Origin of the sequence: Pseudomonas sp. B16120 (assembly GCF_044218845.1) — a bacterium.
In the GTDB taxonomy this organism is placed as follows: Bacteria; Pseudomonadota; Gammaproteobacteria; order Pseudomonadales; family Pseudomonadaceae; genus Aquipseudomonas; species Aquipseudomonas paracarnis.
The window spans coordinates 2,746,669-2,772,513 of record NZ_CP162588.1 but is presented as its reverse complement, the minus strand read 5'-3'; the positions used below and the strand labels follow the sequence as shown (position 1 = coordinate 2,772,513).

General features: G+C 60.4%; 23 protein-coding genes. 15 read left to right on the top strand and 8 right to left on the bottom strand.

The features are described 5' to 3' along the window. Window positions 1-312 precede the first annotated feature (312 nt). The 4 genes from AB4P90_RS13060 to poxB all read left to right on the top strand — a co-directional run bounded on the left by AB4P90_RS13060 (window position 313) and on the right by poxB (window position 5,619). Window positions 313-1,971 (top strand): nitrite/sulfite reductase, encoded by a 1,659-nt coding sequence (locus AB4P90_RS13060; protein WP_032903543.1) that lies wholly within the window; start codon window positions 313-315, stop codon window positions 1,969-1,971. After that, window positions 1,955-2,449 (top strand): DUF934 domain-containing protein, encoded by a 495-nt coding sequence (locus AB4P90_RS13055; protein ID WP_003190711.1) that lies wholly within the window; start codon window positions 1,955-1,957, stop codon window positions 2,447-2,449. The genes AB4P90_RS13060 and AB4P90_RS13055 overlap by 17 nt, the downstream gene beginning before the upstream one ends. 134 nt (window positions 2,450-2,583) lie before the next feature. Beyond that, window positions 2,584-3,816 (top strand): NADH:flavin oxidoreductase/NADH oxidase family protein, encoded by a 1,233-nt coding sequence (locus AB4P90_RS13050; RefSeq protein ID WP_032903541.1) that lies wholly within the window; start codon window positions 2,584-2,586, stop codon window positions 3,814-3,816. Between the two features lie 78 nt (window positions 3,817-3,894). Next, window positions 3,895-5,619: a ubiquinone-dependent pyruvate dehydrogenase gene (poxB, locus tag AB4P90_RS13045; protein ID WP_395605955.1), complete on the top strand. Its 1,725-nt coding sequence runs from the start codon at window positions 3,895-3,897 to the stop codon at window positions 5,617-5,619. Between the two features lie 113 nt (window positions 5,620-5,732). On the opposite strand, the gene AB4P90_RS13040 is transcribed toward poxB, so the two are convergent. Next, the gene (locus AB4P90_RS13040; protein WP_032903539.1) at window positions 5,733-6,290 is read right to left on the bottom strand and encodes an NADPH-dependent FMN reductase; all 558 of its coding nucleotides are present in this window, start codon (window positions 6,288-6,290) and stop codon (window positions 5,733-5,735) included. A gap of 227 nt (window positions 6,291-6,517) precedes the next feature. Between AB4P90_RS13040 and AB4P90_RS13035 the strand changes: the two genes are divergently transcribed. Beyond that, complete coding sequence (locus AB4P90_RS13035; protein WP_032874044.1) at window positions 6,518-6,754, top strand: hypothetical protein; 237 nt, start codon at window positions 6,518-6,520, stop codon at window positions 6,752-6,754. A gap of 49 nt (window positions 6,755-6,803) precedes the next feature. On the opposite strand, the gene AB4P90_RS13030 is transcribed toward AB4P90_RS13035, so the two are convergent. Continuing rightward, complete coding sequence (locus tag AB4P90_RS13030; RefSeq protein WP_020301563.1) at window positions 6,804-7,142, bottom strand: hypothetical protein; 339 nt, start codon at window positions 7,140-7,142, stop codon at window positions 6,804-6,806. A gap of 183 nt (window positions 7,143-7,325) precedes the next feature. On the opposite strand from AB4P90_RS13030, the gene AB4P90_RS13025 reads away from it, so the two are divergent. Next, window positions 7,326-8,234, top strand: coding sequence for a LysR substrate-binding domain-containing protein (locus AB4P90_RS13025; protein ID WP_073843191.1), 909 nt, complete (start codon window positions 7,326-7,328; stop codon window positions 8,232-8,234). A 4-nt stretch (window positions 8,235-8,238) separates the two neighbouring features. On the opposite strand, the gene AB4P90_RS13020 is transcribed toward AB4P90_RS13025, so the two are convergent. From AB4P90_RS13020 to dnaQ, 3 genes are all read right to left on the bottom strand, one after another. Then, on the bottom strand, window positions 8,239-8,808 hold the full coding sequence (locus tag AB4P90_RS13020) for a GNAT family N-acetyltransferase (RefSeq protein WP_032903567.1): 570 nt from the start codon (window positions 8,806-8,808) through the stop codon (window positions 8,239-8,241). 20 nt (window positions 8,809-8,828) lie between these two features. Beyond that, window positions 8,829-11,084: an Orn/Lys/Arg decarboxylase N-terminal domain-containing protein gene (locus tag AB4P90_RS13015; protein WP_395605954.1), complete on the bottom strand. Its 2,256-nt coding sequence runs from the start codon at window positions 11,082-11,084 to the stop codon at window positions 8,829-8,831. 588 nt (window positions 11,085-11,672) lie between these two features. Then, entirely contained in the window at window positions 11,673-12,413 is a 741-nt protein-coding gene (gene dnaQ / locus AB4P90_RS13010; RefSeq protein WP_164692278.1) for a DNA polymerase III subunit epsilon, read from the bottom strand. Between the two features lie 202 nt (window positions 12,414-12,615). On the opposite strand from dnaQ, the gene AB4P90_RS13005 reads away from it, so the two are divergent. Further along, window positions 12,616-12,921, top strand: coding sequence for a DUF2388 domain-containing protein (locus AB4P90_RS13005; protein WP_014718258.1), 306 nt, complete (start codon window positions 12,616-12,618; stop codon window positions 12,919-12,921). A 135-nt stretch (window positions 12,922-13,056) separates the two neighbouring features. On the opposite strand, the gene rnhA is transcribed toward AB4P90_RS13005, so the two are convergent. Together rnhA and AB4P90_RS12995 are read right to left on the bottom strand one after the other, a co-directional pair. After that, the gene (rnhA, locus tag AB4P90_RS13000; protein ID WP_003173571.1) at window positions 13,057-13,509 is read right to left on the bottom strand and encodes a ribonuclease HI; all 453 of its coding nucleotides are present in this window, start codon (window positions 13,507-13,509) and stop codon (window positions 13,057-13,059) included. Window positions 13,510-13,540: 31 nt separating this feature from the next. Then, a complete protein-coding gene (locus AB4P90_RS12995) occupies window positions 13,541-14,299 on the bottom strand; it encodes a class I SAM-dependent methyltransferase (RefSeq protein WP_003190694.1) in 759 nt (252 codons plus the stop codon). 65 nt (window positions 14,300-14,364) lie between these two features. On the opposite strand from AB4P90_RS12995, the gene gloB reads away from it, so the two are divergent. From gloB to AB4P90_RS12955, 8 genes are all read left to right on the top strand, one after another. Further along, window positions 14,365-15,132, top strand: a complete 768-nt coding sequence (gene gloB / locus AB4P90_RS12990) for a hydroxyacylglutathione hydrolase (RefSeq protein ID WP_014718257.1) — start codon at window positions 14,365-14,367, stop codon at window positions 15,130-15,132. Window positions 15,133-15,230: 98 nt separating this feature from the next. Then, window positions 15,231-16,631 (top strand): transglycosylase SLT domain-containing protein, encoded by a 1,401-nt coding sequence (locus AB4P90_RS12985; RefSeq protein ID WP_020301567.1) that lies wholly within the window; start codon window positions 15,231-15,233, stop codon window positions 16,629-16,631. Between the two features lie 236 nt (window positions 16,632-16,867). Next, the gene (locus AB4P90_RS12980) at window positions 16,868-18,697 is read left to right on the top strand and encodes an extracellular solute-binding protein (RefSeq protein ID WP_014718255.1); all 1,830 of its coding nucleotides are present in this window, start codon (window positions 16,868-16,870) and stop codon (window positions 18,695-18,697) included. Then, on the top strand, window positions 18,694-20,532 hold the full coding sequence (locus tag AB4P90_RS12975; RefSeq protein WP_014718254.1) for an extracellular solute-binding protein: 1,839 nt from the start codon (window positions 18,694-18,696) through the stop codon (window positions 20,530-20,532). The genes AB4P90_RS12980 and AB4P90_RS12975 overlap by 4 nt, the downstream gene beginning before the upstream one ends. Continuing rightward, the gene (locus AB4P90_RS12970) at window positions 20,533-21,606 is read left to right on the top strand and encodes a microcin C ABC transporter permease YejB (RefSeq protein WP_014718253.1); all 1,074 of its coding nucleotides are present in this window, start codon (window positions 20,533-20,535) and stop codon (window positions 21,604-21,606) included. It begins immediately after the preceding gene. 1 nt (window position 21,607) lies between these two features. Beyond that, window positions 21,608-22,627, top strand: a complete 1,020-nt coding sequence (locus AB4P90_RS12965; RefSeq protein WP_003190688.1) for an ABC transporter permease — start codon at window positions 21,608-21,610, stop codon at window positions 22,625-22,627. 1 nt (window position 22,628) lies between these two features. Then, window positions 22,629-24,230 (top strand): ABC transporter ATP-binding protein, encoded by a 1,602-nt coding sequence (locus AB4P90_RS12960; RefSeq protein WP_020301569.1) that lies wholly within the window; start codon window positions 22,629-22,631, stop codon window positions 24,228-24,230. 35 nt (window positions 24,231-24,265) lie between these two features. After that, window positions 24,266-25,159 (top strand): AraC family transcriptional regulator, encoded by an 894-nt coding sequence (locus tag AB4P90_RS12955; RefSeq protein ID WP_395605953.1) that lies wholly within the window; start codon window positions 24,266-24,268, stop codon window positions 25,157-25,159. Here AB4P90_RS12955 and AB4P90_RS12950 read toward each other — a convergent pair. Further along, the gene (locus AB4P90_RS12950) at window positions 25,101-25,688 is read right to left on the bottom strand and encodes a LysE family translocator (RefSeq protein WP_019820289.1); all 588 of its coding nucleotides are present in this window, start codon (window positions 25,686-25,688) and stop codon (window positions 25,101-25,103) included. The two genes, AB4P90_RS12955 and AB4P90_RS12950, sit on opposite strands and share 59 nt — an antisense overlap. Window positions 25,689-25,845 lie beyond the last annotated feature (157 nt).

The following is a 25,845-nucleotide window of genomic DNA, read 5'->3' as shown; positions in this document are numbered from 1 at the left end:
CCACCAGGATGATCAAAAATAAAATGGCCCAGGCATCCACGGTACTGTCGGGTTTACGGGCTTTGGTGGAATTGCTCATCGCATCGCCTCTTGTCGGTTTTATAGGTGACTGCACTAAGACTCGATCACAGTAAAGACCAGAGTTTTCCCTATGACAAATGTGGGTATGGCGATAACGGTTCTCATTAGTCAGTTTGGTTATTTACATATACCCAAACATCACTTTTGCGCATATACGCAAACTGGTATCGTGCGCCGGCTCCGTTGGGAGTGCGCGGCCGTGCGCGCAGATTTGCCGAGAACAGGACCTATATGTACGTATACGACGAATACGATCAGCGCATCATCGAGGACCGCGTCAAGCAGTTCCGTGATCAGACCCGACGCTACTTAGCAGGTGAACTGAGCGAAGAAGAGTTCCGCCCTCTGCGCCTGCAAAATGGCCTTTATGTGCAGCGCTTTGCACCGATGCTGAGGGTGGCCGTGCCCTATGGCCAACTGACGTCGCGCCAGACGCGAATGATGGCCAAGATCGCCCGCGACTTCGACAAAGGCTATGCCCACATCAGCACCCGCCAGAACGTGCAGTTCAACTGGCCAGCCCTGGAAGATGTGCCGGACATCCTGGCTGAACTGGCTACCGTGCAGATGCACGCCATTCAGACCAGCGGTAACTGCCTGCGCAACGTGACCACCGACCAATTTGCCGGCGTCGCTGCCGATGAGCTGATCGACCCACGGCCATGGTGTGAAATCGTGCGCCAGTGGACCACCTTCCACCCCGAATTCGCCTACCTGCCGCGCAAGTTCAAGATCGCCATCAATGGCTCGACCTCGGACCGTGCCGCCATCGAAGTGCACGACATCGGCCTGGAGCCGGTGTACAACGCCGCCGGCGAGCTGGGTTTTCGCGTATTGGTCGGCGGTGGCCTGGGCCGTACCCCGGTGGTCGGCGCCTTTATCAACGAGTTCCTGCCGTGGCAGGACCTGTTGAGCTACCTCGACGCCATCCTGCGGGTCTACAACCGCTATGGCCGTCGCGACAACAAGTACAAGGCCCGGATCAAGATCCTGGTCAAGGCGCTGACCCCTGAGGTGTTTGCCCAGAAAGTCGATGCCGAAATGGAACACCTGCGCGGCGGCCAGACCACCCTGACCGAAGCCGAAGTGCACCGCGTCGCCAAGCACTTCGTCGACCCGGAGTACCAGGCCCTGAGCAATCAGGACGCCGAGCTGGCCGCACTCGACCAGCAACACCCAGGTTTCGCTCGCTGGCGCACGCGCAATACCCTGGCGCACAAGAAGCCCGGCTACGTGGCAGTGACCCTGTCGCTCAAGCCCACCGGTGTTGCCCCTGGCGATATCACCGACAAGCAGCTGGATGCCGTCGCCGACCTGGCCGAGCGCTACAGCTTTGGCCAACTGCGCACCTCCCACGAGCAGAACATCATTCTTGCGGACGTTGAACAAAGCCAATTGTTCACCCTGTGGGGCGAACTGCGCGAAGGCGGCTTTGCTACGCCGAACATCGGCCTGCTGACCGATATCATCTGCTGCCCGGGCGGCGACTTCTGCTCCCTGGCCAACGCCAAGTCGATCCCGATTGCCGAGTCGATCCAACGCCGTTTCGACGACCTGGATTACCTGTTCGACATCGGCGAGCTGGACCTGAACATCTCCGGTTGCATGAACGCCTGTGGTCACCACCACGTCGGCCACATCGGCATCCTGGGCGTGGACAAGAAAGGCGAAGAATTCTACCAAGTGTCCCTGGGTGGCAGCGCCAGCCGCGATGCGAGCCTGGGCAAGATCCTCGGCCCATCCTTCGCCCAGGAAGCCATGCCAGAGGTGATCGGCAAGCTGATCGACGTGTATATCGAACAGCGTACCGAAGATGAGCGCTTCATCGACACCTACCAGCGCATCGGCATCGACCTGTTCAAGGAGCGTGTCTATGCAGCGAATCATTAAGAACAACGCAGTCGTCGACGAAACCTGGCACCTGCTGCCCAAGGACGCGAGCTTCGACGGCATCTCCAACTGCGACGACCTGATCGTGCCGCTGGCACTGTGGCGCGAGCACGGCCATGCCCTCAAGGCCCGCGATGGCGGCCTGGGTGTGTGGCTGGACGCCGATGAAGAAGCCGAAGAAATCGGTGATGACGTGCAGCATTTTCAGGTCATCGCCCTTAACTTCCCGGCCTTCACCGACGGGCGCAACTACTCCAATGCCCGCCTGCTGCGTGACCGTTATGGCTACAAGGGTGAACTGCGGGCCATTGGCGACGTGCTGCGTGACCAACTGTTCTACCTGCACCGCTGCGGGTTCGATGCCTTCGCCTTGCGCGCGGACAAAGACCCGTACGAAGCGCTGGAAAGCCTCAAGGATTTCTCGGTGACCTATCAAGCGGCCACCGATGAACCTTTGCCGCTGTTCCGCCGCCGCTGACACTCTGCAGGAGCGAGGGGAACGCCTCGCTCCTACCGTTCCATCGCCCGTCAATCCTGTGTGATCGACTCCCGCTTGACATTAAAGTTAACTTTAAGCTTAGCCTGAGACCTCCCCTGCTCAGGAGTTAACCCATGTCACCGTTCGAATCGCTGCAACTGCCTAACGGCCAAGTCATCGCCAATCGCATCGCCAAGGCCGCGATGGAAGAGAACATGGCGGACCTGCATCAGGCACCGTCCAAAGCCTTGAAGCAGCTGTACAAGACCTGGGCCGACGGCGAGCCCGGCCTGCTGCTGACCGGTAACGTGATGGTCGACCGCCGCGCCATGACCGGCCCTGGCGGTGTCGCGCTAGAAAACGAGCAACACCTGGCCAGTTTTCGTGAATGGGCCGACGTAGCCCGGGCCAAAGGTGTGCACTTCTGGGTACAGCTCAGCCATCCGGGCCGCCAGACCATGGCCAACCTCGGTCAACAAGCGTTGGCCCCCTCGGCTATTGCGCTGGATGTGGGCAGTTTTTCCAAGATGTTCGCCAAACCCAAGGCCATGACCGAAGACGACATCCAGGACGTCATCAAGCGCTTCGCCACCAGCGCCCGCCTGGCCGAGCAAGCCGGGTTCACCGGGGTGCAGATCCACGGCGCCCATGGCTATTTGTTGAGTCAGTTCCTCTCGCCCTTGAGCAACCACCGTACCGACCGCTGGGGCGGCCCCTTGGAAAACCGCGCACGCCTGTTGCTGGAGGTCGTCCGTGCCGTACGTGCCAGCGTCAGCCCTTCATTTTGTGTGTCGGTAAAGCTCAATTCCGCAGACTTCCAGCGCGGCGGCTTCGATGAGACCGATGCGCGCGCAGTAGTGGAGATGCTCAATACACTGCCGATCGATTTGCTTGAATTGTCCGGCGGCAGCTATGAAGCGCCGGCCATGCAAGGTGAGGCGCGGGACGGCCGCACCTTGGCCCGTGAAGCCTACTTTTTGGATTTCGCCACACAAATGGCGAGCATCGCCACCATGCCACTGATGGTGACCGGAGGTATTCGCCGCTTGCCGGTGGTCCAGCAAGTATTGGACAGCGGCATCGCCATGGCCGGCATCGCCACCGCCCTGACCCTGGAGCCGCAACTGATCAAACAGTGGCGTGAAGGTCGCGACCTCAACCCACAACTGCGGCCCATGGAATGGAAGCGCAAACCCCTGGCCGCCCTCGCCACCCTCGCCGTGGTGCGCGACCAGATGCGCCGTCTGAGCCGCGGCCGCCTGCCCAACCCCAACGTTGCGCCCTGGCTGGCACTGGCCTGTGACCAGTGGTTTATCGCGCGGCGTACGCGGCAATACCGCGCAAGCATGACGCAATCTTCACATTAAAGGCGGAGCATTCGCCGTGATTGAACTGTCCCCTACTGATCAGCAGTTTTTCAACCTCACTGACGATTGGAGTTCCTCATGGCGAAAATCAACCTGGCCCAGCAGTTGGCGACCACCCTGGAACAAGCGGGTATCAAGCGTATCTGGGGGCTCACCGGCGACAGCCTCAATGGCCTGACCGACGCCCTGCGCAGCATGGACAGCATCGAGTGGATGCATGTGCGCCACGAGGAGGTCGCCGCCTTCGCTGCCGGTGCCGAAGCGGCGGCCACCGGCGAGTTGACGGTGTGCGCCGGCAGTTGCGGGCCGGGCAACCTGCATTTGATCAATGGTTTGTTCGATTGCCATCGCAACCATGTGCCGGTGCTGGCGATTGCCGCGCAGATTCCGTCATCGGAGGTTGGCCTGAATTACTTTCAGGAAACCCATCCCCAGGAACTGTTCAAGGAGTGCAGCCATTTTATCGAGCTGGTGAGCAACCCCGAGCAGATGCCCCATGTCCTGCACCGTGCCATGCGTTCGGCGATTCTTAACCGAGGCGTGGCGGTGGTGGTGATTCCGGGGGATGTGTCGCTGCTGGAGGTGGAAGATAAGCTCAAGCCGTGGCCGGCCTTGCACGCACCGCGCACCCTGCCGGTTGAGCAGGACTTGCAGCGCCTCACCGACATGCTCCAGAGCAGCGAGAAAGTCACTCTGCTGTGTGGCAGCGGCTGTGCCGGTGCCCACGATCAAGTGGTGGCGCTGGCCGACGCCCTCGGCGCGCCGGTGGTGCACGCACTGAGGGGCAAGGAGCATGTGGAGTGGGATAACCCGTTCGACGTCGGCATGACCGGCCTGATCGGTTTTAGCTCCGGCTACCACGCCATGCTCGATTGCGACACCTTGGTCATGCTCGGCACCGACTTCCCTTATCGCCAGTTCTACCCGACCGACGCCAGGATCATCCAGGTGGACCGCAACCCCCAAGCCCTGGGGCGTCGTGCGACCCTGGATTTGGGCATCGCCGCCGACGTCAGTGAAACCATCGACGCGCTGTTGCCGCGCCTGACCCGCAAGACCGATCGCAGCTTCCTCGATACCTCCCTCAAGCACTACGAAAAGGCCCGCCAAGGCCTGGATGACCTGGCGCAACCGTCCAAGGCCGGCCGGCCGATCCATCCCCAGTATGTGGCGCGCTTGCTCAGCGAGCTGGCCGATGATGATGCGATCTTTACCGCCGATGTCGGCTCACCCACCGTGTGGGCGGCGCGTTATCTGAAGATGAACGGCAAGCGCCGGCTGATCGGCTCGTTCAACCATGGCTCGATGGCCAACGCCATGCCTCAGGCTATCGGCGCCCAGGCGGCATTCCCTGGACGGCAGGTGATCTCGATGTCTGGGGACGGTGGTTTCACCATGTTGATGGGGGATTTCATTTCCCTGGCGCAACTGCAATTGCCGGTCAAACTTGTGGTGTTCAACAATTCGTCCCTGGGCTTTGTCGCCATGGAGATGAAGGCTGCAGGTTACCTGGACACCGGCACCGAGCTGAAAAACCCGGACTTTGCGGCCATGTCCAATGCCATGGGCATTTTGGGCATACGTGTGGAGCAATCCGAAGACTTGGAGCCGGCACTGCGCCGTGCCCTGGCCCACGATGGCCCGGTGTTGGTGGATGTGGTGACCGCGACTCAGGAACTGGTGATGCCGCCGAGCATCAAGCTGGAACAGGCCAAGGGGTTCAGCCTGTACATGCTCAAGGCGGTGATGAGCGGGCGTGGCGATGAGGTTATCGAACTGGCACGCACCAACTGGTTGCGATAACCCCATTGTGGGAGCGGGCTTGCTCGCGAAGGCGGTGGTTCAGCCGATGATGTCTCTGCTGAACCACCGCCTTCGCGAGCAAGCCCGCTCCCACATTTGAGCGCATTGCCAAATCAATCCTTCTGTTTTTCTACCCACTTACCGTAGGCATCGATGAATGCCTGCAGGAACGGCTTGGTCTTTTCGGACACCTTCCCCGCCTCATCGAACACATTGCCCGCCCCGCCCAGGTAGGCTTCCGGCTGTTGCATGCACCACACATCCAGGAACACCAGGGACTGGCGCAAATGGTGGTTGGCGCCAAAACCGCCAATGGCACCCGGCGACACGCTGATGATCGCCCCGGGCTTGCCACTCCAGGCGCTTTGCCCGTATGGGCGCGAGCCCACGTCAATGGCATTTTTCAAGGCCGCCGGCACGGAGCGGTTGTATTCGGGGGTGACGAACAGCACCGCGTCGGATGAACTCACTTGTTTGCGAAAAGTACTGTAGGCTGCGGGCGGTGTTGCACCGTCGATGTCCTCGTTGTAGAGCGGCAAGTCGCCGATTTCAACAATGTTCAACTTGAGATTGGCGGGGGCCAGTTCGGCCAGGGCCAGGGCGACCTTGCGGTTGATCGACTCTTTTCTCAAGCTGCCCACCAGGACGGCAATCGTGTAGACCTTGCTCATTGAGGTTTCCCGACTTCTGAATAAAGGAGCTTGTAGTTATAGAGGCTTCGCGACGCGTTCACCAGAGGGTTGTGCGGATTCCCTCGACGTTTTCCTTGCAAGCACTTGCGTAGGAAGCGTCTGAAAATATCAGCGAATAGTATTTTTTTCTTATAGGTAAACTACCCCGCTCCCTGACGGTCTACAGAACCGCAAATCGAGTGTTTATCTCCAGAGGTTCTAAACAGATGGCTGCAGTACTTGTTGGACAGTTTCATGCCAGAGACGCGGAAGGCCGCGTGTATTCGGTGCATGAGTTTCAGGAATCCAACCCGGCGCAAGGCGACCTGGCCGGATCGACGCCCACCACGACCTACAAGCTGGCCATTGGCGACCGTGTAGAAAAGCTGGAAGGTGATGAATTCAAACTGATCCAGTCGGGCACCATTCTCGTGCGCGAGTCCGAAACCACTCTGGCATCGTAAGCGCTTGCCTTGTTCACCTGCTCAGTCCTGGGGGCTGGGCTGGGGAAGCTCATGGGCGGCGGATCTGCGTCATCTCTATGCCCTGTTCGTCTTGCTTGAGCGTCACCAGCACCTGGCCGTGCTCCCCTTGCACGGTAAACATCGAGCGCTTGTAACCTGCTGCGTTGTACGCGGGGTAAGCCTCCACCTCCCTGATCAGGCTGATCCCCACGACTGCGCCCACCTGCTCGCCCACCTGTTGCTGGGAGCGAATAAAGGCTTCCAGTGCGAGATTGTCCGGCGTCGGTTCATCCTGATGATTGAAGAAGTAAGCCGCCAGGCCTCCCACGGTCACCAGGACCACGAGTTGCTTGGCCGTTACCCCGAAGAAAGTCGAGGGTAGAGGCATATGAGACCAGACCTGTTTTTTATTTTAAGTACCGGCAAACCGGCAGGGGTCGTTGCTGATCAGACCCGCCATTCTAATGGGGTCCTGGCTGAGCGCCATAGGCCGGGACGACCCCGGCAGTCTTTTTTGCGCACGAAGGCCTGCGCCATTGAATCCCCTGCGCACTGCACATAGACTCCGGCCATGCGTTTACGTCATATCGAAGTGATTCAGGCCATCTTGCAGACCGGCCACCTCGGCACCGCCGCCGAGTGGTTGCAACTCCCCGTGGGCGATGTAGACGCCACCCTCAAGGATGCCGAGCAGCAACTGGGCTTCATGCTGTTCGCCAGCGTGCGCGGGCGCTTGCAGGCCACGCGGGAAACCCTGGAGTTGCAGGCACAAATCACAACTCTGTATGAAGCCCTGGAGCCGTTGCAACGCCTTGCCAGCCGCTTGAAACACCATCATGCTCCGCCCCTGCGCGCCCTCTGCACACCGCCGTTGGCCAACCAACTGTTGCCGCAGAGCATTGCCGCGCTGCGTCGACGCTTCCAGGACATGCCGTGTAACCTGTCGAGCCGGCCAGTTGGCGAGATCATCAACAGCCTGCTGCTACATGAAGCCGATGTGGGCCTGAGCCTGCATGACCCAGAACACCCCCATATCCAGAGCACGGTGCTGGCCCAAGGCAAATTGCAGTTGCTGGCCCCCCATGGCTGGCTCAAGCCCAAGCAAAAGTACATTGCGCTGCAGGAGTTGGCCGGCCAATCGTTGATCGGCCTTGAAGGCCATGATCCGCTCAGCCGTTTGCTGGACGCCAAGCTGCATGCCCTGCGGCCGGTGCCCGTGGTGCAGACGCGCGTACAAACCTACCCGATGATGCGCGGCCTGGTGGAAGCCGGGGAAGGCCTGGCGATTGTCGACCCGTTCACCGCCTTGGGTGCACGCGAGTCCGGGCTTGATGCGTGCCCGGTGTCACCACCGATAGTGGTCAGCCTGTATGCGCTGACCTTGAAAGACGCTGCGGCCTCCCCTGCATTGAATGCGCTGCTGGAGATCGTCATCCAGAAAGCCGAAAGCCTGCTTGGTAACGACACCAAGCCCCTGTAGGAGGTCAGACCGCCTCCACTTGCGCCTTGAACAACCGATACCAGAAAATCGCGACCTCGCGGGTTTGCGGGTCAATCCCGCGATAACGCAGTTGATCGATGCCGCCCATTACATAGCCACAACGCTCATACAGGCGACAGGCGCCGAGGTTGTTGTTCTGGGTCTCAAGCATCATGCCCGGCAGGTTCTTCTTGCGAGCCCAGAACTGCGCCACGTCCAACAACGACTTGGCCACGCCATGTCGACGCGCCGGTAACGCCACAGCCAACTCGTCAACATGGGCGAAACCGTTCCAGTTGGTGCTGACCACGATATGCCCCACTGCGCGGTCATCCAGGTACGCCATGAAGATCGAGCTGTCGGCGGCATCACGAAAACTGGCGAATTCTTCCGGGTCGATGCCATAGCACTTGCGGTACGGCAGCACTTTTTCCACCGGCCATTGGTCGACGCGCTGGCCCATTTGCGGCACCCCATAGGCGCTGACTTCAAAGCTGAAATCGTTGCCCCACACATAGGCGTCAAAACCTTCGTCGGCGACTCGCACACTGAGCCCTGGATACTTCGGGTTCATCACAGCTTGCATAAACTTCCTTAACCCTTGATGCAATCGACGGTGTAACGACGGCCACTGCCGTCATCTTCGTGTTGCAGCCCATGCACATCCGCGACAAAACCGGGGAAACTGCTATCGAACGTGCGGGCAAATGCCAGGTAATCGATGATTGAACGGGTTGACTCGGTGAAGCGTTCGCCGGGCATGATCAGAGGTATGCCCGGCGGGTAAGGCACCAGCATCACGGCGGCGATGCGTCCGGCCAAGGCATCGATGCAGACCGCCTCCACCTCGCCCCTGACCAGTTGGTCGTAGGCATCGGCGGGTTTCATCGCGATTTGCGGCAATACCGTATACATACGTTTGAGGTGCCTGGCTGTGGCATTACTACGGTAACAGCTGTGCAACTGGTCGCAAAGGTCGCGCAGCCCCAGGCCTTGATAACGCACCGGGCCTTGGGCATACACCGACGGCAAGCAACTGGCCAGGCTGACATTGGCATCGTAGCTACGCTTGAACTCCAGCAGCTCGGTGAGCAAGGTGCTCCATTTACCTTTGGTAATGCCCATGGAAAACAGCACGAGAAACGAATACAGCCCAGTCTTCTCCACCACCAGCCCGCGCTCCCAGAGGAACTTGCTGACCACTGCAGCGGGAATCCCACACTCGCTCAAGGCCCCACCGGCGTTGAGGCCAGGCATCACCAGCGTGACTTTGATCGGGTCCAGCAGCACGTAGTCCTCTACCACGTCGCCAAAGCCATGCCACTCATCCCCAGGGTGCAACAACCAATCCGCTGTGGCGACCCGGTCGATGCCCGCGACCGAGGGTGGCTGCCAGATGGAAAACCACCAGTCTTCGGCCGCGATATGCTGGCGCAAGTTGGCCAGGGCGCGACGAAAACTCAAGGCCTCGTCGAACATTTCCTGAAGCAGCGAGCGTCCGGCCGGGCCCTCCATCATTGCCGAGGCCACATCCAGCGACGCGATGATGCTGTATTGCGGCGAGGTGGAGATATGCATCATGAAGGCTTCATTGAAGCGGTCACGGTCCAGTTGCCGTGCGCCGCCGTCCTGCACGTGGATCATCGACGCCTGGCTGAATGCGGCCAGCAATTTATGCGTACTGTGGGTGGTGAACACCAAGGGGCTGTCCGGCGTGCGCGAGGTACCCATGCCATAACGCCCGGCGAAGAACTCGTGAAAGGCAGCATAGGCATACCAGGCCTCATCAAAGTGCAGCACCTCGACACTGTTGCCTAGTTGCTGCTTGATCAGTTCGGCGTTGTAACACAGGCCGTCATAGGTGGAGTTGGTCACCACCGCCAATTTCACTTTCGGTGGTCGCCCACGGGTCAAGGGGCTGGCGTCGATCTTGGCGCGGATCGACTCAGGGCTGAATTCGCTCAGGGGGATAGGGCCGATGATCCCCAGCTCGTTGCGCTCCGGGCACAGGTACAGCGGGATCGCGCCGGTCATGATGATCGAATGCAACACCGACTTGTGGCAATTGCGGTCCACTAGCACCAGGTCATCGCGCCCCACCATGGAATGCCAGACGATCTTGTTGGCGGTGGACGTGCCGTTGATCACGAAGAACGTATGGTCGGCGCCAAAGTTGCGCGCGGCGCGGGCCTCGGCTTCGGCCAAAGGCCCGGTGTGATCGAGCAGCGAGCCCAGTTCGGGCACCGACACCGACAAGTCAGAGCGCAGGGTGTTTTCCCCAAAGAACTGATGAAAGGCCTGCCCCACCGGGCTTTTGCGATAGGCCACGCCACCGCCATGACCGGGGGTGTGCCAGGAATAATTGGAGTCGGCGGTGTGTTGCACCAGCGCCTTGAAGAACGGCGGCAACAGGCCATCCAGGTAAGTGCGTGCGGCGCGGGCGACCTGGCGCGCCAGAAACGGCACGGTGTCTTCGAACAGATATAGGATGCCGCGCAGTTGGTTGAGCTCGCTCATGGCATCGGCGGGCGCGTTTTCCAAGGTGACTTGCTCGCCCAACGCAAAGATCGGCAGGTTGGGTGCACGCAGACGCGCCAGGCGAATCAGCTCAACCATGTTTTGCAACAGATGGGTGTTTTCCCCAGCGCCTTCGGCGGCGATCAGCATGCAGGCCAGGCCGTGATGGGTAGCGGCCACTAGCCGCCCCTCGGCGTAGTCCACCGCAGAAAAAATACTGAAGCCCTCCTGTTCCAACTCCCTGGCGATGCCTCGAACCCGGTCACCGGCAACGGTGTCGGCCTTGATGTCACGGTGCACGATCAGAACGGGGAACTTCAGGTCTTTGTACATGAGCACTCTTACTCCGGAGGCTTTGCACAAAGGGTAGAAGCTGGAAGCAGATGTGGCGAATGAAGATTTCACAGGTGGTCGAGAGGTATCTACATAAGTCGCGAGGGAGCTTGCTCCCGTGACGGCCCGCCTGCCGGGCCATACCTGCCTCACACCCCGCGATCAAACTGTGGGAGCTGGCTTGCCTGCGAATGCGGCCTGCCAGCCGACACTTATCTACCTGAGGCTCCGCAATCCAAATGTGGGTGGGCTGGGCCGGCATTCCGGCTTTTCCAAAGTGACCCGCTGTCAGAGCGCAACGCTAAGTGGCCGTCACCGCAGGAATGGAGATGTACCCAATCCAACCGTGTTGACTGTCAGGCCGCATTCGCGAGCAAGCCCGCTCCCACAATTTGATCGCGGGGCGTCAGGTCGATAGGCGTTGGCTGGCAGGCCGCTATCGCAGGCAAGCCAGCTCCCACAGTTTGATCGCGCAGCGTCAGGTAGATAGGTATTGGCTGGCAGGCCGCCACGGGAGCAAGCTCCCTCGCCACAGATGCAACTGTGTAAGTACCCATGACTGCAAGCCTGCTCCTCCTACATGAGCGGTTATTGCTGAGTGAGTTGAGTCCACAACGCCGGCGCACCGGCTGCCTTGGCGATCGCTTCCAAGCGTGCCGCATGCTCGGCCAGGTCCTGCTCGCTGGCACGGATGATCGGCGTCGGTTTGCGATCAGCTGGCAAGCGGCGGATTTCCGAAGGGCGGTTGCCCGAGCCTTCCGCCGAACCGCTGCCATCTGACGCATTACCGGCCAGGGACAGGCTGGTCTGCCCGCCGGTCATGGTCAGGTAAACGTCGGCCAGGATCTCGGAGTCGAGCAAGGCGCCGTGGAGTTCACGGCCGGAGTTGTCGACGCCATAGCGCTTGCACAAGGCATCGAGACTGTTGCGTTGGCCCGGGTGACGCTCGCGGGCCATCATCAAGGTATCGAGGATCGTACAGTGCTGGGAGATGTCCGCACGGTCGGTCTGCCCCATCAGGGCAAATTCGTTATTGATGAAGCCGATGTCGAACGCCGCGTTATGGATGATCAACTGGGCGCCATTAATGAATTCGAAGAACTCATCGGCCACTTCGGCGAAGCGCGGCTTGCCCTTGAGGAATTCGTCGGTGATGCCGTGGACGCCAATCGCGCCCTCATCACTGTCGCGGTCCGGTTGCAGGTAGACGTGGAAGTGGCGGCCGGTCAGGCGGCGCCCCATCAATTCGACACAGCCGATTTCGATGATCCGGTGACCATCGGTCACCGGCATGCCGGTGGTTTCGGTATCGAGTACAACAGATCGGATGGCCATCAGGGTTCAGCTCTCAACGGTTCGGTACAGTTCAAGGGGCGGGATATTAGCACGCTCTGTAAACGAAGCGCCCATGGCACCCAGCCACCGGTGGACACCCAACAGTTATTTACAAGATTTCGCAAACTTGCTGCGGATTGCTACGCCCCTCATCGCTAACCTGCGCGCCTCCTCCAGATACTGAATTCCCTGACTCATGTTCAACCTGAAATGGCTGTTCATCCCCTGCCTGTTCAGCGCTGCCGGTGCGCAAGCCACCAGTTTCGTGATGACCACTGACGCCTTGGTGAGCCTGTCGATGAGTGCCACGGGCGGCACCAGCAGCAGCTTCAAGGACGACAAGATTGTGCTGGCAGCCAAGGCCGATGCCGCCTCGTTTGTCGCAAGCGAAGGTGCAATACGCGGTGCTCAACTAGAGTCAGCCTTGCGGCATATTCGCCAGACGAGAGTGGATCTGCGATACACGGACGAACAACTCGCCCGTGCGATCCTGGCTCTGTAAGCGACAACAATCACGGGATGTTTGTGATCAGGCCAACGTCTGCCTGCCTGAAGCTCAATGCCGTGCTGGTAGATTCGCCACACGCGATGGCGGCGGTGAAGCAGCGGCTCGAGCGGCCGCTGCGGTGTCGCTGACTCAGCTCTGCTTGTAGCCGCGCACTTCATCCACGCCACGGTTGGCCAACTGGTCGGCGCGCTCGTTGCCAGGGTGCCCAATGTGCCCGCGTACCCATTTCCAGGTGATGTCGTGACGGTTGCACTGTTCATCGAGCAATTGCCACAGGTCGGCGTTCTTGACCGGCTCCTTGGCCGCTGTCTTCCAGCCACGTTTTTTCCAGTTGACCATCCACTCGTTGATGCCCTTCATCACGTACTGCGAGTCGGTCACCAGGAGTACGTTGCAGCGCCGCTTGAGTTCTTCGAGGCCGCGAATCGCGCCCATCAGTTCCATGCGGTTATTGGTGGTATTGGCTTCGCCGCCCCACAATTCCTTCTCCACGCCCTTGCACACTAGCAAGGCGCCCCAGCCGCCCGGGCCGGGGTTGCCCTTGCAGGCGCCATCGGTGAAGAGTTCTACGCTATCGGTCATCGGTTATTCGGCCTGAAATCAAAAAGAGGTTTTACGGTTCGCGTTGTTCGCGGTTGACCTTGGCCAACGGCATCGGCACGAGCTTGCCGATCGGCTCGCGGCGCACTTGTTGCACCGGTCGCAGCCCGACCACGATCTTGCGTGCAACCAGCAAATAGAAGCCACCACCCGACAGCTGCCAGGCCCCTGCGCGGCGTTCCCAACCGGCCAGGCGGCCCTGCCACTTGGCCGTCGCAAGCGGCGGACGATAGCACCCGAAGCGGCGTTTCTCCAGCGCGAAGCCCAGCAGGTTGAGCCAGTCGCCCACCCGTGATGGCGCGATGCAACGCGCCTGACGCAGTCCGTCATGGGCGAACACACGGCGCAGGCCCCAACTGCTCCAGGGGTTGATGCCGACAATCAGTAAATGGCCACCAGGGCGCACGCTGCTTGCCGCTTCGCGCAACAAACCGTGGGGCGACAGGCAGAAATCCAGGCCATGCTGCAACACCACCACATCGGCGGCGTGTTCGCTCAACGGCCAGGCCTGTTCCTCGCAGACGATTTCCACACCTGGCAATGGCGCGCCCAGGCGTACATTGCGTTGCACCTGCGGTGCCGAGGGCGGCGTGTCGGCCGACGGCCCGTAATGCACCAGGTAGCCCCCAAAGAACCGGCCCAGCTCGTCTTCGAGCATGCGCCGCTCTTCTTCCAGCAAAAACTGCCCAATCGGCCCGGACAACCATTCGCGGGCGGCGCTGATCAGGGCCAGCCACTCAGGATCGGCCTGGGCGAACGCTTTATCAGTCATTGCATTCTCCAACTCGCCTAGACGTTCTAAGATGCACCAATGTGTTCAGCTTGGCGAATCGAAGAATGATACAGATCAGTGCCCTACCCGCCTTCACCGACAACTACATCTGGTTGTTACAAGACCCCACGACCCTGCGCTGCGCCGTGGTCGACCCCGGCGATGCCGCGCCAGTACTGGCCTGGCTCAAGCAGAATGCCGAGTGGCGCCTCAGCGACATTCTGGTCACCCATCATCACCATGATCATGTGGGCGGTGTGGAGCAACTGAAAACTGTCACCGGCGCCACGGTCTACGGCCCGGCCAACGAAAAGATCCCGGCGCGGGATGTGGCCTTGCAGGATAACGACCGTATCAGCGTGCTGGGCTGGGACTTCGACGTGTACGCCGTGCCTGGCCACACCCTCGGCCACATCGCCTTTTACCACCAGGGCGTATTGCTGTGTGGCGATACCTTGTTCGCCGCGGGTTGCGGTCGCCTGTTCGAAGGCACACCCGAACAGATGTACAACTCTCTGGAACGCCTGGCCGCCCTGCCCGCCGATACGCAGGTGTACTGCACCCACGAATACACGCAAAGTAACTTGAAATTTGCCCAGGCCGTGGAACCGCACAACGCCGACATCGCCGAACGGGTGGAAAATGTCGCCCAACTTCGCGCCCGTGGCCAGATGACGCTGCCATCCAACCTGGCCCTGGAAAAACGTACTAACCCTTTTCTGCGCACCGCTGAAACATCCGTTAAACAAAAAGCGGACGAACGGAACGGCCGCGACAACCGCTCTGGGGCCGAGGTGTTTGCTAGCTTGAGGGCTTGGAAAGATAAGTTCTAACCAGATGCAATCTGATACGTAATTTCTGAATGGTTGACCGGAACCAAAGCGCTTTCTAGAATCGCCCGACATTTTTGCCCGGAACTTACTTCCAGCCAATGTCGTCATCTATTCGTAAATCCATTTCTTCAGACGCATTGACCCGCCTGGCTCAAGCCGTGGCGGTGGCCGTTTCCGCGACTCTGGCGGGCTGCCAATCGACCAATTACGCTGCACAATCCACCGTGCAACCCAAACCGAATCTTGCTGCCAAGATCAAGCAAAAACCTATTTGGCTATCAGAGAAGCCCAGCCCCGAAGTACCCCAGGACGTCTGGGAACGCATGCGTCGGGGCTTTCAATTGCAGGACGGTGTCGGCGTCAACCCGCGCATCGAGCAACAGCGCCTGTGGTTCGCCAGTAACCCCTCCTTTCTGGAGAATGCCGGCGAACGCGGCAGCCTCTACATTCATTACATCGTCGAACGCCTTGAAGAACGCAACATGCCCCTGGAACTGGCGCTGCTGCCAGTGATTGAAAGTGCCTACAACCCAATGGCCTATTCGCGCAGCGATGCGGTCGGCTTGTGGCAGTTCATTCCCTCCACCGGGCGCTACTTCAACCTGCGCCAGACCCGCGCCTACGATGGCCGCCGCGACATCACCGCCTCCACCACCGCCGCCCTGGACTATCTGACGCGTCTGCATGACATGTTCAACGGCGACTGGCTGCTGGCCCTGGCGGCCTATAACGCCGGCGAAGGCACGGTCAGCCGGGCAATCGAGCGCAACGAAAAGCTCGGCCTGCCCACTGACTACTGGAACCTGCCCCTGCCTCAGGAAACCAAGGACTATGTGCCCAAATTCCTGGCCTTGTCCCAGGTGGTACTGGCGCCCGAGGCCTATGGCGTCAACCTGAACCCGATTGCCAACACACCGTACTTCGAAGTAGTTGAAGTCAAGCAAAGCATGGACCTGTCACGGGTTGCCGCGCTGGCCGAGATCGACGAAGACGAACTGTTCCAGCTCAACCCGGCCTTGAAACAACGCACCACTCTGGATGGCCCCCAGCATCTGCTGGTACCAACCTCCAAGGCCCAACTGCTGACCAGCACCCTTTCGACGATGAAGCCGGAAGAATTGCTGAGCATGCGCCCCAAGAAGCCGGTGTTCGACGAAGTCGAGACCAAGGCGGTTGCCGGGCGTACCCGCAGCTACAAGGTACGCAGTGGCGATAACCTCACGCTGATCGCCAAGGCCAACAAGGTTGACGTGCATGACCTGCAGCGCTGGAACAAGCTCAACGGCCAGGCGCTCAAGGTCGGCCAGACCCTGGTGATGCAGGACACGCGTAAAGTCGCGGCGAAAAAACCGGTGCAGTACAAGGTCAAGAAAGGTGACTCGCTGTACATGGTGGCCAAGCGCTTCAACGTTGAGATGCAACACCTCAAGCGTTGGAACCCGCGCACCGGCCAGGCATTGAAGCCAGGGCAGATGCTGGTGGTTTCCGGGCCGCGCTAATACCTCGGGGAGAGCTGGCTTGTGTGGGAGCTGGCTTGCCTGCGATGCAGGCACCTCGGTCTATCAGTCAGACCGCAGTGATGCTATCGCAGGCAAGCCAGCTCCCACATTTGACCTTCACACCGTCCAATAGCTCGCAGTGCGCAACATGGCCTTCCCGACAGCCTTTTTCCAACCGGAACAAGCTGTTACTGTACCGATCATAAAGCCCAAGCCGCCTGGATCGGATCTCTGACTTGAAGCGTCCCCTCCTTCTACTAATAAGCCTGGCCTTGAGCTTTGCGGCGAACGCGACGATCACCGAGAGCCACGGTTATGCGCAGTTCGGCACACTCAAGTACCCGGCCAAATTCACCCATTACGATTGGGTAAACCCTGCAGCGCCCAAAGGCGGGACGCTGCGGGTGATGGCATTTGGCACCTTCGATACGCTCAACCCCTACACCTTCAAGGGTTCAAGCCCGGTTTCCACCGCCAACTTCCTGCAGTACGGCGTCAACGAGCTCAATGAGCCCTTGATGGTGGGCACCGGGCAATACGCGCCGTCGGGCGATGAACCCACCTCCAGTTATGGCCTGATTGCCCAGTCGGTGGAATACAGCGAGGACCGCAGTTGGGTGGTGTTCAACCTGCGCCCCGAAGCACGCTTTCACGACGGCAAGCCGATCACAGCCGATGACGTGGCGTTCTCCTATCGCACCCTACTGACCGAAGGCCACCCGCAGTACCGCACCAATCTGCAAGAAGTGGCACGGGTCGATATCCTCAACCCTCACCGTATCCGCTTTGTGTTCAAGCGCGCCGGCAACCCCTTGCTGATCCTGCGCCTGGGCGAGTTGCCGGTGCTGCCCCAGCACTATTGGAAAAACCGTGATTTCAAGGCCACCACCTTCGAGCCGCCCCTGGGCAGTGGGCCTTATCGCATCACCAAGGTTGCGCCTGGGCGGCAACTGGTGTTTGAACGGGTCAAGGATTACTGGGGCAAAGACCTGCCGGTCAACCAGGGTTTCTATAACTACGACAAGGTTGAAGTGGAATTCTATCGCGACAGCGACGTGGCCTTTGAAGCCTTCAAGGCCGGTGAATTCGATATTTATATCGAGCATCAGGCCAAGAACTGGGCCACCGGTTACAACTTCCCGGCGGTCAACCGCGGCGATGTGATCAAGGCGCAGATCGCCCATCAGATCCCCACCCAGAGCCAGGGCCTGTTCATGAATACCCGGCGACCGGCGTTCAGCCAGGCCAAGGTGCGTGAAGCCCTGGGGTTGATGTTCGATTTTGAATGGACCAACCGCACGCTGTTCAGCAGCGCCTACAAGCGTTCGGTGAGCTATTACCCCAACAGTGAATTCTCGGCCACCGGTCTGCCCGTGGGCCATGAGTGGTTGATGCTCTCGCCCTACCGCGACCAACTGCCGGCCGCGCTGTTTACCCAACCGTTCAGCCTGCCGCACACCGATGGCCGTGGCATTCCCCGCGAAACCCTGCGCCAGGCCCTGGCCCTGCTCAGCGAGGCCGGCTGGAAACTGTCGGGGCAGCGCCTGCTGGACAAGGGCGGGCAACCGCTGCGCCTGGAAATCCTGTTGGTCAACCCGAACCTTGAGCGCATCCTGCAACCTTATGTCGAAAATCTGACCCGCATCGGCATCGACGCCCGCTTGCGCACCGTTGACCGCGCACAGTACAAACAGCGCCTCGATCAATTCGATTTCGACATGATTCTGATGACTCTCAACCAGACCTTGAGCCCCGGTCTTGAGCAGTGGCAGTACTTCCACTCCAGCCAGGCCGCAATCAAGGGCAGCAAGAATTACGCCGGTATCGCCAACCCGGTGGTCGACCACCTGCTGGACCAACTGCTGGCGGCGCAGACCCGCGACGAACAACTGGCTGCCGGCCGCGCCCTGGACCGGGTGCTGCTGTGGCAGCACTACAGCATTCCCAACTGGTACCTCAACTATCATCGCCTGGCGTACCGCAACCGGTTCGCCTTCGTCACCACGCCGCCCTACAGCCTGGGCCTGAGCGCGTGGTGGCTGAAAGCTTCGGAGAAAGCCCAATGATGTCCTTGCGTACTACCCTGCTCGCTAGCCTGTTGCTGTGCACCGCGGCGCACGCCGCGCCGCAACATGCGCTGACCCTCTACAACGAGCCCCCCAAGTACCCCGCCGACTTCAAGCATTTTGACTACGTAAACCCCGACGCACCCAAGGGCGGGACCTTCCGCGAATCGGCCATGGGCGGCTTCGACAGCCTCAACCCCTATATCAGCAAGGGCGTGCCGGCAGACAACCTGCCGCTGATCTACGACACCTTGGCCATGCAAAGCCTGGACGAACCCATCACCGAATACGGCCTGGTGGCTGGCAAAATCGAAAAAGCCCCGGACAACAGCTGGGTGCGCTTCTACCTGCGCCCCGAAGCGCGCTTCCATGATGGCCACCCGATCCGCGCTGAAGACGTGGTGTTCACCTTCCAGACCCTGATCAAGGAAGGCAACCCGCTGTACCGCAACTACTACGCCGACGTCGATGAAGTCGTGGCTGAAGACCCGTTGCGCGTGCTGTTCAAGTTCAAGCGCACCAACAACCGCGAATTGCCGCTGATCCTGGGGCAGTTGCCAGTGCTGCCTAAACACTGGTGGGCGACCCGGGATTTTTCCAAGGGCAATCTAGAAGTCCCCTTGGGCAGCGGGCCTTACCAAGTGGCGGAGGTCAAGCCAGGCCGTATGATTCGCTACGAGCGGGTCAAGGATTATTGGGCCAAGGACCTGCCGGTCAATAAGGGCTTCTACAACTTCGATACCCGCATCACCGATTACTACCGCGACAGCACCGTCTCCCTGGAAGCCTTGAAGGCCGGGCAGTTCGACTACTGGTTGGAGTTCAGCGCCAAGAACTGGGCCAATGCCTACAATATTCCAGCGGTGAAAGAAGGCCGTTTGATCAAGGAAGAAATCCCCAACGGCAACCCCACCGGCATGCAGGGCTTCGTGTTCAACATGCGCAAGCCGATGTTCCAGGACGTGCGGGTGCGCAAGGCCATCAGCCTGTTGCTGGATTTCGAATGGAGCAACAAACAGCTGTTCAACGGTGCCTACACCCGTACCCGCAGCTATTTCGAAAACTCGGAAATGGCCGCCACCGGCCTACCCGGTCCGGACGAGCTGGCGATTCTCGAGCCGCTGCGCGACAAGATCCCTGGCGAAGTCTTCACCCAGGCATTCGAACCGTCCCACACCGACGGCAGCGGCATGATTCGCACCCAACAGCGCGAGGCCTACCAACTGCTGCAAGAAGCGGGCTGGAAGATCGTTGACGACAAAATGGTCGACAATACCGGCAAACCGGTGACCATCGAGTTCCTGCTGGCCCAGACCGAGTTCGAGCGCATCCTGCTGCCGTTCAAGCGCAACCTGGCGGACCTGGGCATCGACCTGGTGATTCGTCGGGTGGACGTCTCGCAGTTCGTCAACCGCCTGCGCTCCCGCGACTTCGACATGCTGGTGGGCAGCTTCCCGCAATCCACCTCGCCGGGTAACGAGCAGCGCGAGTTCTGGAAATCCTCCAGCGCCGACAAGCCCGGCAGCCGCAACTACATGGGCCTCAAGGACCCCGCCGTCGACCAGTTGGTGGAAGAGTTGATCGACGCCGGTTCGCGGCAAAGCCTGATCGCCCACGCCAGGGCGCTGGATCGCGTGCTGCAGTTCGGCTACTACGTGATACCCAACTGGCACATCAAGACCTTCCGCGTGGCGTACTGGGACCACCTGGGCCACCCCAAGGTCTCGCCACGCTACGACGTCGGCACCGCCACCTGGTGGGCTAAACCCGACGTCAAACCGGCGGTATCCCTCGACACCACGCAGAACGCCGATGCGGCGAGCGGAGGCGATTGAATGCTGGCCTATATTGTTCGCCGCCTGTTGCTGATCATCCCCACGCTGTTCGGGATCTTGCTGATCAACTTTGTCATCATCCAGGCCGCTCCCGGCGGCCCGGTGGAGCAAATGATCGCCAAACTCGAAGGCTTCGACGGCGCCACCAGCCGCATTGCTGGCGGCGGGGCCGAAGTTGCGGTGGCCGGTTCCAGCTACCGTGGCGCCCAGGGCCTGGACCCGGCGCTGATCAAGGAAATCGAAAAGATGTACGGCTTCGACAAATCGGCGCCGGAACGCTTGTGGATCATGGTCAAGAACTACGCCCAGCTGGACTTCGGTGACAGCTTTTTCCGGGACGCCAAGGTCATCGACCTGATCAAGGAGAAGATGCCGGTGTCCATTTCCCTCGGGTTGTGGAGCACCCTGATCATGTACCTGGTGTCCATCCCCCTGGGGATCGCCAAGGCCACGCGCCACGGCAGCCATTTCGATGTGTGGACCAGCTCGGCGATCATCGTCGGCTACGCGATACCGGCATTCCTGTTTGCGATTCTGCTGATCGTGGTGTTTGCCGGTGGTAGTTATTTCGACTGGTTCCCCTTGCGCGGGCTCACCTCCAACAACTTCGAGGAGTTGAGCTGGGGCGCCAAGATCCTCGATTACTTCTGGCACCTGGCGCTGCCCGTCACCGCCCTGGTGATCGGCAACTTCGCGACCATGACCCTGCTGACCAAGAACAGCTTTCTCGACGAGATCAACAAGCAGTACGTGGTCACCGCCAAGGCCAAGGGCCTGACCAACCGCCGCGTGCTGTATGGCCACGTGTTCCGCAACGCCATGCTGCTGGTGATCGCCGGTTTCCCTTCGGCCTTCATTGGCATCTTCTTTACCGGCTCGTTGTTGGTGGAGGTGATCTTCTCCCTCGACGGCCTGGGCCTGATGAGCTTTGAAGCGGCGATCAACCGTGACTACCCAGTGGTGTTCGGCACGCTGTTTATCTTCACCCTGCTGGGGCTGATCGTGAAACTGATCGGCGACCTCACCTACACCCTGGTCGATCCGCGAATCGACTTTGCCAGCCGGGAGCATTGAGATGAACCTGTCCCCCCTCAATCGCCGCCGGTTCGAGCGGTTCAAGGCCAACAAGCGTGGCTGGTGGTCGCTGTGGCTGTTTCTGGTGCTGTTCGTGCTGAGCCTGGGCGCCGAGTTGATCGCCAACGACAAGCCCCTGGCGGTGCACTTCGACGGCGGCTGGTACTTCCCGGCGCTCAAGCGCTACCCGGAGACTACCTTCGGCGGTGAATTCCCGCTGGAAGCCAACTACAAGAGCCCGTATATCCAGGAACTGCTCAAGGCCAAGGACGCCTGGACCTTGTGGGCGCCGATTCCGTTCAGCTACCAGAGCATCAATTACGACCTGAAAGTCCCGGCCCCGGCGCCGCCGTCCTCGGTCAACCTGCTGGGCACCGATGACCAGGGGCGCGATGTGCTCGCGCGGGTGATCTACGGCTTTCGTGTATCGGTGCTCTTCGCCCTGACCCTGACCATACTCAGCTCGATCATCGGCGTGATTGCCGGCGCCTTGCAGGGCTTTTATGGCGGCTGGGTCGACCTGGCCGGGCAACGTTTCCTGGAGATCTGGTCCGGCTTGCCGGTGCTCTACCTGCTGATCATCCTGGCCAGCTTCGTGCAACCCAACTTCTGGTGGCTGCTGGGGATCATGCTGCTGTTTTCCTGGATGAGCCTGGTGGATGTGGTGCGCGCCGAGTTCCTGCGCGGGCGCAACCTGGAGTACGTGCGCGCGGCGCGGGCGCTGGGCATGCAGAACGGCGCGATCATGTTTCGTCACATCCTGCCCAATGCGATGGTCTCGACCATGACCTTCCTGCCCTTCATCCTCACCGGCGCCATTGGCACCCTCACCGCCCTGGACTTTCTCGGCTTCGGGCTGCCGGCAGGTTCGCCGTCGCTGGGTGAGCTGGTGGCCCAAGGCAAGTCCAACCTGCAAGCGCCGTGGCTGGGCATGAGTGCCTTTGCGGTGCTGGCGATCATGTTGAGCCTGCTGGTGTTTATCGGCGAGTCCGCTCGCGATGCGTTCGACCCGAGGAAATGAGATGAATCCGGACAATCTGATCGAAATCCGCGACCTCAGTGTCGAATTCGTCACCGGCGAGCACCACCACCGGGTGGTCAACCACGTCAGCTTCGACATTAAGCGCGGCGAAACCCTGGCGCTGGTGGGTGAAAGCGGTTCGGGCAAATCGGTCACCGCCCATTCGATCCTGCGCCTGCTGCCCTACCCATTGGCCAGGCATCCGTCGGGCACTATCGAGTATTCAGGGCAAGACCTGTTGACGCTTAAAGAGAAGACCCTGCGGCATATACGCGGCAATCGGATTGCGATGATCTTCCAGGAGCCGATGACCTCGTTGAACCCGCTGCACTCCATCGAAAAACAGATCAACGAGGTGCTCGGCCTGCACAAGGGCCTGACCGGCACGGTCGCCACCCAGCGCACGTTGGAATTGCTGGAGCTGGTGGGTATCCCCGAACCGCACAAACGCCTCAAGGCCCTGCCCCATGAGCTGTCCGGCGGCCAGCGCCAGCGGGTGATGATCGCCATGGCCCTGGCCAACGAGCCGGAGTTGTTGATTGCCGACGAGCCGACCACGGCGCTGGATGTCACCGTGCAGTTGAAGATCCTGGAATTGCTCAAGGAGCTGCAGGCGCGGCTGGGCATGGCCCTGCTGCTGATCAGCCACGACCTCAACCTGGTACGGCGCATCGCCCATCGTGTGTGTGTGATGCAGCAAGGTTGCATCGTTGAACAGGCCGATTGCGAGACACTGTTCCAGTCGCCCCAGCATCCCTACACCCAGGAATTGCTCGCGGCGGAGCCCAGTGGTGGGCCAGCCAACAATGATGTCGGCCCTCCGCTGCTGGAAGTGGACGACCTGAAAGTCTGGTTTCCGATCAAGAAAGGCTTTTTGCGCAATACCGTCGATTACGTCAAGGCTGTGGACGGCATCAACTTCAGCCTGCCCCAGGGCCAAACCCTGGGCATCGTTGGCGAAAGTGGCTCGGGCAAGTCCACCTTGGGCCTGGCAATTTTGCGCCTGATCGGCAGCCAGGGCGGGATTCGCTTCGAAGGCCAGCAACTGGACCGCCTCAGCCAACAGCAGGTGCGCCCGTTGCGCCGGGAAATGCAGGTGGTGTTCCAGGACCCGTTCGGCAGCCTGAGCCCGCGCATGTGCGTCAGCGAGATCGTTGGCGAAGGCCTGCGTATCCACAAGATGGGCACGCCCGCCGAACAGGAAGCGGCGATTATCGCGGCGCTCAAGGAAGTGGGCCTGGACCCCGAATCCCGGCATCGCTACCCCCATGAATTTTCCGGCGGCCAGCGCCAACGCATCGCTATCGCCCGAGCGCTGGTGCTCAAGCCGCGCCTGATCCTGCTGGACGAACCCACCTCGGCCCTGGACCGCACGGTACAGCGCCAGGTGGTAGAGTTGCTGCGCGGTTTGCAGGCCAAGTACAACCTGACCTACCTGTTTATCAGCCATGACCTGGCAGTGGTGAAGGCGCTGAGTCACCAGTTGATGGTGGTCAAGCAAGGCCAGGTGGTGGAGCAAGGCGATGCCCAGGCTATTTTTGCTGACCCGCAACATGCCTATACCCGGCAGTTGCTCAAGGCGGCTTTTTTGGTGCCGGCCTGACGGCACGCGGGTGCAAATGCAGGAGAAATAACGCCATGTCGCTCAGCCCAATCGCCCGTCCCGCAGACACGCCGCGCTTCTGGCGCGACGAACGCCTGCCGTTCATCGAAGCGCGCACCATCGCCGACGGGCGCAAGGTCACCTACACCCGGCACGCCCATGAGCATTTTTCCATCGGTGCGATCACCACCGGCTGCAGCTATTACCACTACGGCACGCGCACCTTCGAAATCAGCGCCGGCACCGTGGTGCTGATGAACCCAGGCGATGTGCATGCGTGCAACCCCATCCATGACCAGCCCTGGTCCTACCACATGCTGTACCTGGACACGCCCTGGCTGACCGACCTGCAATACCAGCTGGGGTTCAGTACCGACCAGGGCTACCGGCCATTCGACACGCCCCATACCCGCGACACCACGCTGTACCACGGCTTGCTCGACCTGTACCGCACGCTAGTGGATGAACAGGCCGAACTGCTGCAAAAACAGAGCACGCTGGTGAGTTACTTCACCGAGGTGCAACAGCGTCTGAACCCTTCGTTGGCACCGGTACGCGAGGTCAACCACAAACTCGAACGCGCCGCCGACTACATCCGCGCTTACTGCACTCTGGCCTTGAAACTCGAAGACATCTGCCAGGCGGCCGACCTGTCGCCGTCTTACCTGATCCGCGCGTTCAAGCAGTATTACGGCTTGACGCCCCACGCCTTCATGGTCAACCGACGCATCCAGTTTGCCCGCAGCCAACTGCGCAATGGCGCACTGATTGCCGACGTCGCCCTGGCCGCGGGCTTTGCCGACCAGGCGCACTTCCAGCGCACCTTCAAACAACACTTCGCGGCCACGCCGGGGCAATACCGCGAGAACCTCAAGCCATCAGCAAATAACCCACACTGGCCACCAGCAACGCGGCCATTGAGCGGTTGAACAGCCGTACACCTTTGGGGTTGTTCAAGTAGCGGCGTAAAAACGTCCCCGCATACACCCAGCACGCCACCGACAGGTAGCAGATCACCAGGTAAAGCGCGGCAAACAACCACACCTGCGCCGCATCGCCATCAGCCACAAACAACCCCATGCCTGCCACACACGCCAGCCAGGCTTTCGGGTTGAGCCACTGCATGATCGCGCCATACAGCATCGACGGCGCGGTGTCGGTACCGTCAGCGTCCAGCCGACCATCGTCCACGGCGAGTTTCCACGCCATGTACAACAGGAACGCGACTCCGCCCCAGCGGATCAATTGGATCAGTATCGGCCAGCGCACCAGCACTTCATGCAGCCCCAGGCCGATCAGTATCAACAACAAGGTGAAACCTACGGCGGCGCCCAACACATGTTTCTGGCTGGCGACAAAACCGAAACGCGCGCCGGCACTTAAAGCAACCACATTGACGGGGCCGGGCGTGATGGACGTGGCAAGGGCAAAAGCGGCCATGGAGAGGATCAAGCTCATTACAGTTCCTTGTGTGATGCCAACGATGTTGAGATCACGGTAACGCGCCGGGCGATGAGCGTATTGAACAAAATGCCCCTGGGCGCTTCAGAAACGAACGCTGATCTGATGGATGCCCCCACGATCAAACTATGGGAGCTGGCTTCCACATTGGTCA

Coding starts and splice junctions, on each gene's coding strand:
- AB4P90_RS13060 (WP_032903543.1), top strand. CDS start 313: ATGTACGTATACGACGAATACGATCAGCGCATCATCGAGGACCGCGTC.
- AB4P90_RS13055 (WP_003190711.1), top strand. CDS start 1,955: ATGCAGCGAATCATTAAGAACAACGCAGTCGTCGACGAAACCTGGCAC.
- AB4P90_RS13050 (WP_032903541.1), top strand. CDS start 2,584: ATGTCACCGTTCGAATCGCTGCAACTGCCTAACGGCCAAGTCATCGCC.
- poxB (WP_395605955.1), top strand. CDS start 3,895: ATGGCGAAAATCAACCTGGCCCAGCAGTTGGCGACCACCCTGGAACAA.
- AB4P90_RS13040 (WP_032903539.1), bottom strand. CDS start 6,290: ATGAGCAAGGTCTACACGATTGCCGTCCTGGTGGGCAGCTTGAGAAAA.
- AB4P90_RS13035 (WP_032874044.1), top strand. CDS start 6,518: ATGGCTGCAGTACTTGTTGGACAGTTTCATGCCAGAGACGCGGAAGGC.
- AB4P90_RS13030 (WP_020301563.1), bottom strand. CDS start 7,142: ATGCCTCTACCCTCGACTTTCTTCGGGGTAACGGCCAAGCAACTCGTG.
- AB4P90_RS13025 (WP_073843191.1), top strand. CDS start 7,326: ATGCGTTTACGTCATATCGAAGTGATTCAGGCCATCTTGCAGACCGGC.
- AB4P90_RS13020 (WP_032903567.1), bottom strand. CDS start 8,808: ATGAACCCGAAGTATCCAGGGCTCAGTGTGCGAGTCGCCGACGAAGGT.
- AB4P90_RS13015 (WP_395605954.1), bottom strand. CDS start 11,084: ATGTACAAAGACCTGAAGTTCCCCGTTCTGATCGTGCACCGTGACATC.
- AB4P90_RS13005 (WP_014718258.1), top strand. CDS start 12,616: ATGTTCAACCTGAAATGGCTGTTCATCCCCTGCCTGTTCAGCGCTGCC.
- rnhA (WP_003173571.1), bottom strand. CDS start 13,509: ATGACCGATAGCGTAGAACTCTTCACCGATGGCGCCTGCAAGGGCAAC.
- AB4P90_RS12995 (WP_003190694.1), bottom strand. CDS start 14,299: ATGACTGATAAAGCGTTCGCCCAGGCCGATCCTGAGTGGCTGGCCCTG.
- gloB (WP_014718257.1), top strand. CDS start 14,365: ATGATACAGATCAGTGCCCTACCCGCCTTCACCGACAACTACATCTGG.
- AB4P90_RS12985 (WP_020301567.1), top strand. CDS start 15,231: ATGTCGTCATCTATTCGTAAATCCATTTCTTCAGACGCATTGACCCGC.
- AB4P90_RS12975 (WP_014718254.1), top strand. CDS start 18,694: ATGATGTCCTTGCGTACTACCCTGCTCGCTAGCCTGTTGCTGTGCACC.
- AB4P90_RS12970 (WP_014718253.1), top strand. CDS start 20,533: ATGCTGGCCTATATTGTTCGCCGCCTGTTGCTGATCATCCCCACGCTG.
- AB4P90_RS12965 (WP_003190688.1), top strand. CDS start 21,608: ATGAACCTGTCCCCCCTCAATCGCCGCCGGTTCGAGCGGTTCAAGGCC.
- AB4P90_RS12960 (WP_020301569.1), top strand. CDS start 22,629: ATGAATCCGGACAATCTGATCGAAATCCGCGACCTCAGTGTCGAATTC.
- AB4P90_RS12955 (WP_395605953.1), top strand. CDS start 24,266: ATGTCGCTCAGCCCAATCGCCCGTCCCGCAGACACGCCGCGCTTCTGG.
- AB4P90_RS12950 (WP_019820289.1), bottom strand. CDS start 25,688: ATGAGCTTGATCCTCTCCATGGCCGCTTTTGCCCTTGCCACGTCCATC.